Raw genomic sequence first — 13,213 nt, 5'->3', positions numbered from 1 at the left:
CACCTATTCCCCGCCTACTGTGTCAGGCTGTCTCACTACAGCCTGACACAGAGGGCGCACATGCGTTTCTCGACACTCAGCCCGTTTATCGACGCCAGGGGTGCCTGTCCCCGTTTCTCGGCGAAGGAGAGTGTGCCTTAGGCGGAGCCAGTGGGATCGGGGCCGAGCTCGCCGCGGCTCTCCAGCGGCGCGTCGAGCAGCTCGTGGACGCCGTCGACGATCTCGTTGGGTCGGAACGGGAAGCGGCGGACATCCTCGGCGGTGGAGATTCCCGAGAGCACGAGGACCGTGTGCATGCCCGCTTCCATTCCGGCGATGATGTCGGTGTCCATGCGGTCGCCGATCATCGCGGTGCTCATCGAATGGGCGCCGATCCTGTTCAGGGCCGAGCGGAACATCATCGGGTTGGGCTTGCCCACGACGTAGGGCTCGCGGTTGGTCGCTTTTGTGATGAGTGCGGCGATGGCGCCGGTGGCGGGCAGGACACCCTCGGGGGAGGGGCCGGTGGCGTCGGGGTTCGTGACGATGAAGCGGGAGCCGGCATCGATGAGGCGGATGGCCTTCGTGATCGCCTCGAACGAATAGGAATGGGTCTCGCCGACGACGACGAAATCCGGGTCGTGCTCGGTCATGACGAACCCGGCTTCGTGGATCGCAGTGGTCAGCCCCGCCTCGCCGACGACGTAGGCCGTTCCGTGCTCGACCTGATTGGACAGGAAGTCCGCGGTGGCCATCGCCGAGGTCCAGATGTTCGACTCGGGGACGTCGAGCCCGTTCGAGCGCAGCCGGGCGGAGAGATCGCGAGCGGTGTAGATGGAGTTGTTCGTCAGCACCAGGTAGGGGATGTCGGCCCGGCGCCACTGGGCGAGCAGCTCTGCGGCTCCCGGCAGCGGATTGTTCTCCTTGACCAGGACGCCGTCCATATCGGTCAGCCAGCAGTCGATCGAATCGCGATCCATGTCTCTCCTCGAACTCGGGGTGGGCCGGAGCGGCTCCTTCCAGCCTAGTCGGGTTGGGCGCAAGTGTCCTGGGAGGTCCGTTCCGGTGGCGCCGTACCCCTGTCGCGGATCGTCCAAGGGCTCCCTTGACGGGGCGGCCGAAGAGTGTATTGTAGTAAATACTTAATTAAGGGGATACTTAAATGAGTATGGATCTCGTCTTCTCGGCGCTGGCCGATCCGACGCGTCGGTCGATCATCGATCGGCTGCGCGGTGGAGACAGGACCGCGGGTGAGCTCGCAGAGCCGCTGCCGATCAGTCGTTCCGCGGTCTCCCAGCACCTCAAAGTGCTCGAGACGGCGGGACTCATCACGAGATCGAAATCTGCGCAGCGGCGCATCGTCGCCCTCAACCCTGACGCCCTCACCGAGGCGGCCGGCTGGCTGCAGGCGGCGCACGACGACTGGCAGCAGGGCTTCGACACCCTCGACCGCATCCTCGACGAGGAGGTGCCCGCCGACCCTTCAATGACCGATTCGTCAGGCGCAGATCGAACTGCGGGCTGACCATCGACCGCAACGACCTACCGCGCGACGCAGACTTCATGCACGACTCAAGGAACTTCATGCACGACTCAAGGAGGAGAACAGCGATCAACGCCGAGAACACTGACACCACAAGCGGCACCGACACCACAGCAAAAACGGACACTCAGGTGACCGATCCGAACAGCGCACAGGCGGGAGAACCCGGCTTCACCATCGTCCGCGAATTCGCCGCACCGCGGGCCCGCGTCTGGGAAGCCTGGACGGACCCGGACGTCATGGCACGCTGGTTCCACCCCGAAACGCTGGTCACTCCACGCGATTCCGTATCCGTCGACCTGCGGGTCGGCGGCGAATACACCTATACGATGCGCATTCCCGACACGGGACAGGAGTTCCCGACCACCGGGAAGTACCTTCACATCGACGAACCCGTCCGTCTCGACTTCACTTGGGGGAGTCCCGGCGAGGTCGACGACGCCCCGCGAGTGAGCGTCGAACTCGAGGAGATCGCCGCCGACCGCACCCGCATGACGTTTTCGCTGACCGGCCTGCCCAATGACTCGGGAACGGATGAGAGCGCGTACGACGGCTGGTCCTCGGCCTTCGACGAACTCGATACCGAGGTCAGCAGCATACGCTGACCGCACCGACGCGGCTCACCCGGAATCCATGCCGGATGAGCCGCCTCGGGGACTTCTCCGTACCGACCCCCGGGTCGCAGGGATCCGGTGAATGGCGATAAACTCAAATCACGACGAGTGAGGAGCGTTACATGAGTGACAAGGTCATTGCACAACGAGGTCTGTGGCTGGACGAGATGGAAGTCGGCGCCACCTATAAGCACGCGCCGGGCCGCACCGTCACCGAGGCGGACAACACGTGGTTCACGGCCGTGACCATGAACACTCAGGCCCTGCACCTCGACGCGGCATGGTCGGCCACCGAACCCTTCGGCGAGCGCCTCGTCAACTCGATGTTCACCCTGGCCACCCTCATCGGCCTGTCCGTGTCCCAGCTGACTCAGGGCACGACTGTCGGAAACCTCGGCTTCTCCGAGGTCAGCTTCCCCTCCCCGATGTTCCACGGCGACACCCTCTACGCAGAGACGACGATCCTCGACAAACGCAATTCGAAGTCCCGTCCGGGCCAGGGAATCGTCACCTTCGAACATCGCGGCTACAACCAGGACGGCAAGCTCGTCGCGAAGGCCGTGCGCCAGGCCATGATGTTCGACTCCAGCCACGAGGCGGCCGCCACGACATCGGCCGCCGATGCTGCCGGCACCGCCGACCAGACCGACACCGGAAAGTGAGCCCGCATATGTCACTCGAGTTCAAACCCGCCTGGCTCTTCGTTCCCGGCGATCGTCCCGACCGGTACGCGAAAGCGGCCGAACGCTCCGATATCGTCATCCTCGACCTCGAAGACGCCGTCAACGAGGGTGACAAAGCCGCCGCACGGGAGTCCATCGTCGACTTCCCGCTCGACCCGACCCGCACGGTCGTGCGGGTGAACTCCCACGATTCGGGCCACCTCGGCGAGGATCTGAAGATGCTTGCACGCACCGAGTACACGGCTGTGATGCTGCCGAAGGCAGAGCTTGCCTCCGATGTGTCGATCCTGTCCGGATTCCAGGTCATCGCGCTCATCGAAACCGCCCTCGGGGCCGTCAACGTCGCCGAGATCGCCGCCGCCCCCAACGTCTATGCGCTGATGTGGGGGTCGGAGGATCTCATCGCCGACCTCGGCGGAGGCTCCTCACGCAACGACGACGGCGGCTATCGGGATGTGGCCACGCATGTGCGCAGCCAGACCCTCCTCGCCGCTCGGGCCCACCGCAAGTTCGCGCTCGACTCGATCTGGGCGGACATCCCGAACCTCGAAGGACTGGCAGCCGAGGCCGAAGACGCCGTGCAGTCGGGGTTCTCCGGCAAGGTCTCCATCCACCCCAACCACGTGCCCGTCGTCCGCGACGCCTTCCGCCCCAGCGACGAACAGCTGACCTGGGCGCAGTCCGTGCTCGACCTGGCGAAGACGGAGAAGGGCGCGTTCTCCTTCGAAGGCAAGATGATCGACGCCCCGCTGCTCAAGCACGCCGAACTCATCGTCGCCCGCGCGAACTGAAGAGACATCACCTCGTGAACGCCGCCGATGCACTGATCGCCTGCCAGATCCGCGCCGTCCTCACCGCCGCCGAGGCGGGGGACGGGACCGCGCCCATCGTCGAGGCCGGAGACCCCGTCCTGCGCACCGACACCCGCCCCTTCGACGGGCAGGTCGACGACGCCGAGCTCGAACAGCTCGCCGAGGTGATGCGAGCGACCATGCTCGCCGCCCCGGGGGTCGGCCTCGCCGGGCCACAGGTGGGCATCAGCCTGTCGATGTTCGTGGCCGAAGACCCCGGTGCCCGCGATCCCGAGGTCGCGAGGGTCCGGCAACGGGAGCCGATGCCGCTGCGAGTGGTCCTCAACGCGGGCTACGAACGTGCAGGGGCCGAGGACGTCGCCTTCTTTGAGGGATGCCTGTCGATCCCCGGCTATCAGGCCGTCGTCGCCCGCCCCCGCGAGATCGCGTTGACGGGCGTCGACCTGAAGGGCAACCCCATCGCCGAGGAGGTCTCCGGCTGGTCGGCGCGCATCGTCGCCCACGAGACCGACCACCTGTCCGGGATCCTCTTCCTCGACAAAGCCGAGATGCGGTCCTTGTCGACGAACGAATCGGTCGCGACATTCTGGCATCAGCCCTCGACGCAGAAGGCCGCCGCCGAACTCGGCTTCTCTCTGCCGTCCGGCCTGGTGATGTGAGCTCTCGCTGCTGTCGTCGGCGGGAACCAGGGTGCCAGTCATCATGGCCTCGGGTGCCGTGATCGTTCTCACCGGCAACACAGGCGAGCATGATTCGATGATGCCATGCGACTTCCCGACATTCCCCACCGCCATCACCGTTTTGTGCGGACCACCGCCGCACTCGGAACCGGTGCCCTCGCGCTCGTCCGCCGACGCGACGTCTCCGCCGAATACCAGGGCAGCCTGCGGGGCGCCACGGCGCTCGCCAACGCAGGCCTGACCTGGCTCACCGGGTCCCGGGCCTTCCTCGGCAAGGTGGGCGGATCGAGCGGCATCGACGAATTCCTCGGAGCCTTCTCCACCAGAGGGAGCGGTCCCGTCCGATATGCTTCCTCTCCTGCGCACATCTCCGACATCGGAGCACTCGACGGCGATGCCGACGCGGATACTTGGTGGGACGAACAGGCGAGCGTGACGTCACCGGCGTTCCTCAATGCGGTCACCGCGGCAGCAGCAGGAGCGGTCAGTTGGGCGCTCTGGCCGGCGACGGAGCGGCTGGCGGAGGCTATCGACGCGAAACTGCCGACGGGCGTCGGGCGCGGACTCAATGCCGCCGTGAACGGCGGACTCGTCGCACTCACAGCGGTCCTCATCGACCGGATCGAGGACTGGGCAGGCGACGTCGACGAAGAGGACTACGCCCCGCTCGAGATCGAACTGCCCGCCCACATTCGCGAAACGGTTGAGGCGCTCCTGGCCCAGCGGCACCCGAACGCCCCGGCGACCGCGGAAGCGATCCGCGAGCAGTTCTCTTCTGCACAGTTCTTCGTCTGGGTCGCCTACCCCGACTCCCTGCACTCGGGCGACGAGCCCGTCGTCCTCGACCCCGACCAGGTCGAGCAGCTGCTGGCGGATGAGGACATCCGTTCGATCGATGTCCGACCCCGTGCATCGGGGTCGGGTGTGGTTCCGGCCCGGCACACCTACCCGGTCACGGGAGTCACGGGCAGCAGTGCCCTCGCGGACGCCGATGATGCCGGCGACCACAGCACGGTGTCGACCGGACAGCTGGAACTCTCCCTCGAAATCGTCGACGGCCGTCTCTCCAGCGTGGATCTCAGAGAAGTGGACGCCGAACCCTTTGCCGACGAGCCTCCTGCCTCCGCCCTGGCCGGCTCGGTGCCGGGGACCCTCCATCCGCAGAGGTTCGACGACGAAGAGTTCGGCTGTTCCTCGAGCTTCGAGGTCACCGACGTCGGCGACGGTGCTGTCGACGACGACATCCTCACTCTCGCACGGTGGCCGCGTCCCGACGAACTGACTTTCCGGACCGACGGGGCCGCCTCTGCTCGGGAATAACCTGCGCGCGTCATCGTTATACGTTGCATGAGCGATCTTCGTACCCTCACCCTCGGCGCCGGCTGCTTCTGGTGCCTCGACGCCGTCTACCAGCGGACCACCGGCGTGAGAGAAGTGATCTCCGGCTACACCGGCGGACACACCGACAACCCCGGCTACCGTGAGGTCTGCACCGGGATGACCGGCCACGCCGAAGCCCTACAGGTGACCTTCGACGCCGACATCGTCCCCGAAGACGTCATCCTCGGCCTGTTCTTCACCGGACATGACCCCACGAGCCTCAACCGCCAGGGCTACGACGTCGGCACCCAGTACCGGTCGGCCATGTTCTACCGCGACGAGACCGAGAAGCAGCACTTCGCCGCGGCCATCGAATCCGCGCAGAGCCTCTTCGACGATCCCATCGTGACCACCCTCGAACCGCTGGGCACCTTCTATCCCGCCGAGGCGGTCCACCAGGACTTCTACACCGCGAACCCGGACAACGGCTACTGCCGTGTCATCATCGACCCGAAACTCAGCAAGGCCCGCACCGCCTTCGCCGAATGGGTGAGCTGATGGGCAGCCACAAGAAGGACAAGTGCAAGAAGTCCAAACACAAGAAGCACAAACGATCCACAGACGCGGGCGACGCCTGCGAAGCGACCAAAGACCGGGTCCGTGCCCACTTCCTCGACGGCAACACCGGCCCGTGGGCGAAGAACCTCGCAGCGCAGGACGCGCAGACCGCCCGCTCAGTGCAGAGCGAGAAGAACGCTGACCTCGCCGAGGACGGCGCCGCCTCGGCGAGTGACCGAACCGCAGCCGTGACGACCATCCGCCGCGGACCCGACTATTCAGCCCCGTCATCGATCGACATCGTCGCCGATCCGGTCCTGCACGCCCTGAGCACCCGACGGTCGATCTCGAAGGTCGACCCGGAGACCCCGAACGATTCCGACCTGCTCGAGATCATCCGATCGATCTCCTCGGTCGCCGACCACAAGGCCCTGCGCCCCTGGCGCTTCCTCATCATCCGCGGCAACGACCGGCACCGCCTCGGCGACGCCCTCGACGAAGCCGCCGGGGTGGTCCGCAAGCCGGGCGAGACCAATACGAAGCCGCTGCGGGCAGAGCTCCTGCTCGCCCTCGTCTCCTCACCGGTCAAACACGACAAGGTTCCCGAATGGGAGCAGCACGCCACCGCCGCCGGTGCCGGCCACCTGCTCGAACTCGCCCTGTGGCAAGCCGGCTGGGGAGTCATGTGGCGCTCGGGCACCCTGACGAACACCGAACCGGTCCGCCGCCTCCACCGCCTGAACGATCACGAACTGCTCATGGGCTGGTTCTACATCGGAGCCGTCCCCGAACGCTACCGACAGCGCCTGACCACGAGCTCCCGCCCTCTGCCGAAACCCGAACAGTTCCTCGATACCCTGTGAGCACTCCCGACACCGAGACTCCGGACACGCGCCGCCTGCCCAAGGAGATCTATGTCCTCGTGGCCGCGGCCTTCATCGTCGCCCTGGGCTACGGAATCATCGCCCCCGTCCTGCCGCAGTTCGCGGCGAGCTTCGACTTCGGGGTCACCGCCGCAACCATCGTCGTCTCCTCCTTCGCGTTCTTCCGGTTCGTGTTCTCGCCTTCGTCGGGCCGCCTCGTCGATGCCTTCGGCGAACGCCGCATCTACATCACCGGCCTCGTCATCGTCGCCGCCTCCACCGCGGCAGTCGCATTCGCCCAGAACTACTGGCAGCTGCTGATCTTCCGCGGACTCGGCGGCATCGGGTCGACGATGTTCAGCGTCTCCGCGATGGCGCTCATCGTCCGGCTCGCCCCGATCGACGCCCGTGCGAAAGCGTCGTCGACCTATGCCACCGCATTCCTCGTCGGCAATATCGCCGGACCCGTCCTCGGCGGTGCGATGGCCGGATGGGGGATGCGGATCCCGTTCGTCATCTACGCCGTCGGTCTGCTCTTCGCCGCGATCGTCGTCCGCATCTTCCTCGCCTCCACCGCATCCTTCGGCTCCTCGACGAAATCCGGGCGTGCCCGGCTGGAAGCGGAGAAGGACAAGGAGCAACAGGAAGTCATGTCCTTCCGGGAAGCGTGGAAGGATTCGGCCTACCGTTCGGCGCTCATCTCCGCCTTCGTCCAAGGCTGGTCGGCGATGGGCATCCGTGTGGCCATCTACCCGCTCTTCGCCATCCAAGCCCTCAAAGCCGATACCGCCGTGGCCGGACTGGCCCTGACGATGTTCGCCATCGGCAACGCCTCGGCGGTGACAGTGGTCGGACGATTCGCCGACACTGTCGGGCGCAAACCGTTCATCCAATGGGGTCTGTTCGTCCTCGGCGTGACCACCGCGGCGCTGGCCTTCATCGACTCGATCTGGCTGTTCTTCGCGTTCTCCATCATCGCCGGAATCGGCTCCGGCCTGGCCAACCCCGCGCAGCAGGCCACGGTCGCCGATGTCATCGGCCGCGACCGCAAGGGCGGCCGAGTGCTTGCCCGCTACCAGATGGCCCTTGACGGCGGAGCCATCCTCGGCCCGATCATCGCCGGAGCCGTCGTCGACCACTTCGACTACTCGTGGGCGTTCCTGCTCACCGGTGTTCTCGGCGTCATCGCCGCGGGCCTGTGGTTCTTCGGCCGTGAGACCCGTCCCCGCACAGCCACTTCGGCTGAGTGACGCGCTCAAACGCACCCGCACATGCGCTGCAGCTTGGTGAAACTGCACCAGCTCGGTGCAGGGACCAAGCTGCTGCAGTTTCACCGAGCTGGTGGTCGGGGCGCGGCGTGCTCAGCCGTTGATCAGAGAAGTCAGGTTTTCCTCATGTGCGGTTCAGGCGACACTCACTAGGATGGTTGGTTGAGTCGGCGTTCTGCGTCGTCGCCCTGCCTACGACAAAGAAAGTCCCCCCTCGTGAGTTTCCTGACCCGGCTGAGCCTGAAGAACCGGGCGCTCATCGCGCTCATCTCCGTCGTCGCCATCGTCTTCGGCATCATCGGTGCCGGCGCCCTCAAACAAGAGCTCTTCCCGTCCCTCGACAACCCCCAGGCCACGGTCACCGCCTCCTATGAGGGAGCCACCCCCGAGGCCGTCGAATCCGAAGTCACCGACCCACTCGAAGGGGCGCTGACCGCACTGCCCGAGGTCGAGGACATGACCTCGACCTCCTCGGCGGGCAGTTCGCAGATCACCGTGAGCACGAAGTACGGCGACGACTCCGATGACGTCGTCCGCGCCCTGCAGCGCGCCGTCTCCCAGGTGCAGCCGACCCTGCCCGACGGGGTCGAACCGAACGTCATGATGATGGGCACCGACGATATTCCTGTCCTCGCCCTGTCCGTGACCTCGGACGCCGATGAGGACCAGCTGGCGGCGAATCTCGACGACTTAGTCGTTCCTGAGCTGAAGAAAGTCGACGGCGTCTCCCAGGTCCAGATCGCCGGAGCGAAGACCAAACAGGTCGAGATCAGAATCCGCCGCGACGACCTCGAGGACGAAGGGGCGAACCTCGACGAGGTGGCCGGAATCCTCCAGTCCAACGGCGTGCCCACCTCGGCGGGTGAACTCAAGGGCGCCGACGGCACTGCCCCGGTCGAGGTCGGCACCCGCATCCGCTCGATCGATGCGATCAAAGACCTCGTCATCTCCGGCACGGACGGACCGATCCAGATCTCCGACGTCGCCGACGTCAAGCTCGTCGACGAACCCGTCGAGTCGATCTCGCGCACGAACGGCGAACCCTCGCTGTCCGTGTCGGTGATGAAGGAATCCGACGCGAACACCGTCGACGTCTCCCATGCGGTGGCCGACAAGCTGCCCGAACTCGAGAAGATGATGGGGGAGAACACGGAATTCGTCTCCGCGTTCGACCAGGCCCCGTTCATCGAACAGTCCATTCACGACCTTCTCAACGAGGGTGGGCTGGGCCTGATCTTCGCGGTCCTCGTCATCCTCGTCTTCCTGCTGTCGGTGCGGGCGACGATCATCACCGCCATCTCCATTCCTCTGTCACTCCTCATCGCCATGATCGGTCTGTGGATGGGCGGGGAGACCCTCAACATGCTCACCCTCGGTGCGCTGACGATCTCCGTGGGCCGCGTCGTCGACGACTCCATCGTCGTCATCGAAGCGATCCGCAGGCGCCACGCCTCCGGCGGCGACAAATTCTCGAATATCCTCGCCGCCGTCTCCGAGGTGGCCGGGGCCATCACCGCATCGACGCTGACCACGGTGGCTGTGTTCCTGCCGTTGGCGTTCGTGACCGGGCAGACCGGCGAGATGTTCCGGCCCTTCGCCCTGACTGCGACCATCGCTCTGCTCTCCTCCCTGTTCGTGGCGCTGACGATCGTGCCCGTCCTCGCTTACTGGTTCCTGCGTCAGCGTGAAGCGAAGGTCAAGCTCACCCGGGCGGAGAAGAAGGAGATCCGGCGCAGCCGCAAGTCGATGCTGTCGCAGTGGCGGGCTGAGAAGAAGAAGGCGAAGAAAGCCGACAAAAAGCGCGACCTTGTTGCCGCCGGTGCCGCAGCCGAGGACGCCTGGTCCCGCGACAGTGCCGACAGTCCGTCTCCTGCGGATGTTCCGGCTCATGCCGACGCCGCCACTCGCCCCGGACCGACCGGAGTGGCCGCGGCCGGTCCGCGCTACGGCGAAACCGAAGACGGCACGGCGGCAGTCGACGAACTCGCCGGAATGCACTCGCCGGTGACGCGTCTGCAGAAGACCTATATGCCGGCGATCTCGTTCTCGACGAAGCACCCGATCGTCATGATCCTCATCGCCGTGCTCGTGCTCGCCGGCACCGGAGCGATGATCCCGCAGCTGAAGACCGAACTCTTCGGCGACACCGGGCAGGATTCCCTGCAGATCTCGCAGACCTTCGACCCGGGCACCGACCTCGACGAGGCATCGGAGCAGGCGGAGAAGGTCGAGGACATCCTCGCCGACGAATCCGATGTCGACAACTACCAGCTCTCGCTGGGCGGCACGTCATTCGGCTTCACCGACGACTCGTCCCTGACGGGCACCTATATCGTCAATACGAAGTCCGGGGTCTCGGCGCAGTCGATCTCCGCGGACCTGCAGAAGCAGTTCGACGATCTCAAGGGCGCCGGCGACGTCGAGGTGGCAAATCAGAGCTCGACCCCGGGCTCGCAGACGATCGACGTCACGCTCACGGCGACCGATCCACAGGAACTCGAGGATGCGACGAAGACGGTCAGCGACAAGCTCGAAGGGGTGTCTTCGGCACAGTCGGTGACCAGTGATATCGCTGCGGTCCAGCCCGTGATCGAGGTCAAGGTCGATCATGAGAAGGCAGCCGAGGAGAACCTCACCGAGGCGTCCATCGGCCAGTATGTGCAGCGTGCCATGCATGGTCAGCAGATCGGTGAGGTCGTCGTCGACGATGTCTCGCATTCGGTGCTGCTCTTCGACCGCAATGCCGACACCGTGGACAAGCTGCGCCAACTCAAGATCCCGGGCAAGCCGGAAGAGACGGCACCTGCCGGCGGAGCAGGCGCGGCGGGAGGTGCCGGAGGAGCAGTCGGCGGTTCAGGTGACGCCGGCGCGGCCGGAGGCGCTGGTGGTGCGGCTGGCGGTGCCGGAGCGGCCGGCGGCACCGGTACGGCAGGCGGCGACCCGAACGCGGGCGCTCCCGTGACCTCGGAGCCGCGCTTCATCGAACTCGAAGACGTCGCCGAGGTCAAGGAAGTCAAGACCGCACCGACGATCCGTCACACGGATTCGCAGCGTTCGACCACCGTGTCCGTGACGCCCGAAGGCGATGACCTCGGAGCCGTGTCGACCGAAGTGCAGTCTGCCCTTGATGAGGTGGACCTGCCCGATACGGTCGCCGTCGACACCGGAGGCGCCACCCAGGAGCAGAACGAAGCGTTCTCGCAGCTGGGGCTGGCGATGCTCGCGGCGATCCTCATCGTCTTCGTCATCATGGTCGCCACGTTCAAGTCACTGCTGCAGCCGCTGATCCTGCTGGTCTCGATTCCGTTCGCGGCCACCGGTTCGGTTGCGCTCTCGCTCATCACCGACACGCCGCTGGGGCTGACTTCGATGATCGGTCTGCTCATGCTCATCGGCATCGTGGTCACGAACGCGATCGTGCTGATCGACCTCATCAACCACTTCCGCATCCGCGGGGTCGATCTGCGCACAGCCATCGTCCACGGTGCCCGGCTGCGTTACCGTCCGATCCTCATGACCGCGGCTGCCACGATCTTCGCTCTGCTGCCGATGGCCCTCGGTCTCACCGGCGGGGGAGTGTTCATCTCGAAGCCGCTGGCGATCGTCGTCATCGGCGGTCTGGTCAGCTCGACCCTGCTCACGCTCATCCTCGTGCCCGTGCTCTACCTGCTGCTCGAAGGAGTCAAGGAACGCCGGGCCGAGAAGAAGTACGTGAAGAACATGGCACGAGGTGAGGTCCTCGACGCCGCCGAGGCCCGGGCGCGGCAGCGCGAGACCGCCACGGTGCCTGCCGGTGCAGGTGCTGGTGCCGATTCCGGTGACATCCGGACACGGACAGAGGGGGAGGCTCCCACCGAGGCGCCCGCACCGACTGTGGACTCGACGGCAGCGGACTCGACGTCCGCGGATTCGGCCAGGGCCGACTCGGTGCCGGAGGAGACGACGGGGTCCGACCGCCTCAACGACGGACGCGGCGACGAACACGCCGTCAGTGACGGCGGGGACGCCGACGGGGAGCGAGGCGATGCGCCGGGAACGGACTTCACCCTGCGCGGCCAGCACCCGCGCCGCGACGACGGGCACGGTGAACCCAAACACTGAGCCCTCCTCCCCGCTAGAGTTGAGTCCATGACGACCGAGCTCGAACCGCAGGAGAGAAAGCGCCTGTGGTTCGAGCTCGGCCTCATCGCGGCGCTGTCCCTGGGCCAGGCGTCCGTCTACGCGATCGTGCGCCTGGCAGACATCGCCACGCGCGGCCCGATCAGCCACGCCCAGGCGAAACTCAACACCTCGATCTCGCCTCGACCCGGATTCGACCTGATCTATCAGCTGCTGGACATCGGCTTCGCCCTGGTGCCGGTCGCACTCGGGCTCTACCTGCTCAGTCGAGACCGACCGGCCCGGCCGCTGCCCATCCGACTCGGAGTCGACGGGCACCGACTGCGCGACCTCGGACACGGTACACTCATCTTCCTCGTGATCGGCATCGGCACCCTCGGGGTGTACGCGGGCGGCAGGGCATTGGGGATCACCGCCGAAATTCAGCCGTCCAACCTCGGCGATCATTGGTGGACGATCCCGGTGCTGCTGCTCTCGGCCGCGAAGAACGGAATCCTCGAAGAGGTGCTCATCTTCGGCTTCGGGGCACTTCGACTGCGGAAGCTGGGGTACGGACCGTGGCCGATCATCATCTCCCTGGCGCTCTTCCGGGCCAGCTACCACCTCTACCAGGGCATCGGCCCATTCATCGGCAACGTCGCCATGGGCATCATCTTCGGCTGGTACTTCCTGCGCAAGGGCAGGCTCATGCCGCTGGTGTGGGCGCATGTCATCATCGACGCCGTCGGATTCCTCGCCCCGGGAGTGCTCGCCCTCGTCGACATCGGCTGAGTG

Annotated in this window: 12 protein-coding genes; 11 read left to right on the top strand and 1 reads right to left on the bottom strand. The window is 65.9% G+C overall.

Annotation, left to right across the window (positions count from 1 at the left end; translation table 11 throughout):
• Positions 1-137: 137 nt before the first annotated feature.
• Positions 138-959 (bottom strand): HAD-IIA family hydrolase, encoded by an 822-nt coding sequence (locus ACTIIH_RS07300; RefSeq protein WP_441451276.1) that lies wholly within the window; start codon positions 957-959, stop codon positions 138-140.
• A 182-nt stretch (positions 960-1,141) separates the two neighbouring features.
• Between ACTIIH_RS07300 and ACTIIH_RS07295 the strand changes: the two genes are divergently transcribed.
• The 11 genes from ACTIIH_RS07295 to ACTIIH_RS07245 all read left to right on the top strand — a co-directional run bounded on the left by ACTIIH_RS07295 (position 1,142) and on the right by ACTIIH_RS07245 (position 13,210).
• Positions 1,142-1,504, top strand: a complete 363-nt coding sequence (locus ACTIIH_RS07295) for an ArsR/SmtB family transcription factor (RefSeq protein WP_441451275.1) — start codon at positions 1,142-1,144, stop codon at positions 1,502-1,504.
• A gap of 59 nt (positions 1,505-1,563) precedes the next feature.
• The gene (locus ACTIIH_RS07290; RefSeq protein WP_441451274.1) at positions 1,564-2,127 is read left to right on the top strand and encodes an SRPBCC family protein; all 564 of its coding nucleotides are present in this window, start codon (positions 1,564-1,566) and stop codon (positions 2,125-2,127) included.
• Positions 2,128-2,258: 131 nt separating this feature from the next.
• Complete coding sequence (locus ACTIIH_RS07285) at positions 2,259-2,798, top strand: MaoC family dehydratase (RefSeq protein WP_441090315.1); 540 nt, start codon at positions 2,259-2,261, stop codon at positions 2,796-2,798.
• An 8-nt stretch (positions 2,799-2,806) separates the two neighbouring features.
• Positions 2,807-3,610 (top strand): HpcH/HpaI aldolase/citrate lyase family protein, encoded by an 804-nt coding sequence (locus ACTIIH_RS07280; RefSeq protein WP_441451273.1) that lies wholly within the window; start codon positions 2,807-2,809, stop codon positions 3,608-3,610.
• Between the two features lie 14 nt (positions 3,611-3,624).
• Entirely contained in the window at positions 3,625-4,290 is a 666-nt protein-coding gene (locus ACTIIH_RS07275; protein WP_441090313.1) for a peptide deformylase, read from the top strand.
• A 105-nt stretch (positions 4,291-4,395) separates the two neighbouring features.
• Positions 4,396-5,631, top strand: a complete 1,236-nt coding sequence (locus ACTIIH_RS07270) for a hypothetical protein (RefSeq protein ID WP_441451272.1) — start codon at positions 4,396-4,398, stop codon at positions 5,629-5,631.
• A 27-nt stretch (positions 5,632-5,658) separates the two neighbouring features.
• A complete protein-coding gene (gene msrA / locus ACTIIH_RS07265) occupies positions 5,659-6,189 on the top strand; it encodes a peptide-methionine (S)-S-oxide reductase MsrA (protein ID WP_441090311.1) in 531 nt (176 codons plus the stop codon).
• The gene (locus ACTIIH_RS07260; protein ID WP_441451271.1) at positions 6,177-7,052 is read left to right on the top strand and encodes a nitroreductase family protein; all 876 of its coding nucleotides are present in this window, start codon (positions 6,177-6,179) and stop codon (positions 7,050-7,052) included. Before msrA ends, ACTIIH_RS07260 begins: the two co-directional genes overlap by 13 nt.
• The gene (locus ACTIIH_RS07255) at positions 7,049-8,302 is read left to right on the top strand and encodes an MFS transporter (RefSeq protein ID WP_441451270.1); all 1,254 of its coding nucleotides are present in this window, start codon (positions 7,049-7,051) and stop codon (positions 8,300-8,302) included. The genes ACTIIH_RS07260 and ACTIIH_RS07255 overlap by 4 nt, the downstream gene beginning before the upstream one ends.
• A 234-nt stretch (positions 8,303-8,536) precedes the next feature.
• Complete coding sequence (locus tag ACTIIH_RS07250; RefSeq protein ID WP_441451269.1) at positions 8,537-12,421, top strand: efflux RND transporter permease subunit; 3,885 nt, start codon at positions 8,537-8,539, stop codon at positions 12,419-12,421.
• Positions 12,422-12,448: 27 nt separating this feature from the next.
• Positions 12,449-13,210, top strand: a complete 762-nt coding sequence (locus ACTIIH_RS07245; protein WP_441451268.1) for a CPBP family intramembrane glutamic endopeptidase — start codon at positions 12,449-12,451, stop codon at positions 13,208-13,210.
• The last annotated feature ends 3 nt before the right edge of the window (positions 13,211-13,213 follow it).

Source organism: Brevibacterium sp. (assembly GCF_052105255.1).
Lineage (GTDB): Bacteria > Actinomycetota > Actinomycetes > Actinomycetales > Brevibacteriaceae > Brevibacterium > Brevibacterium linens_B.
This window is presented reverse-complemented; position numbering and strand designations above follow the sequence as displayed.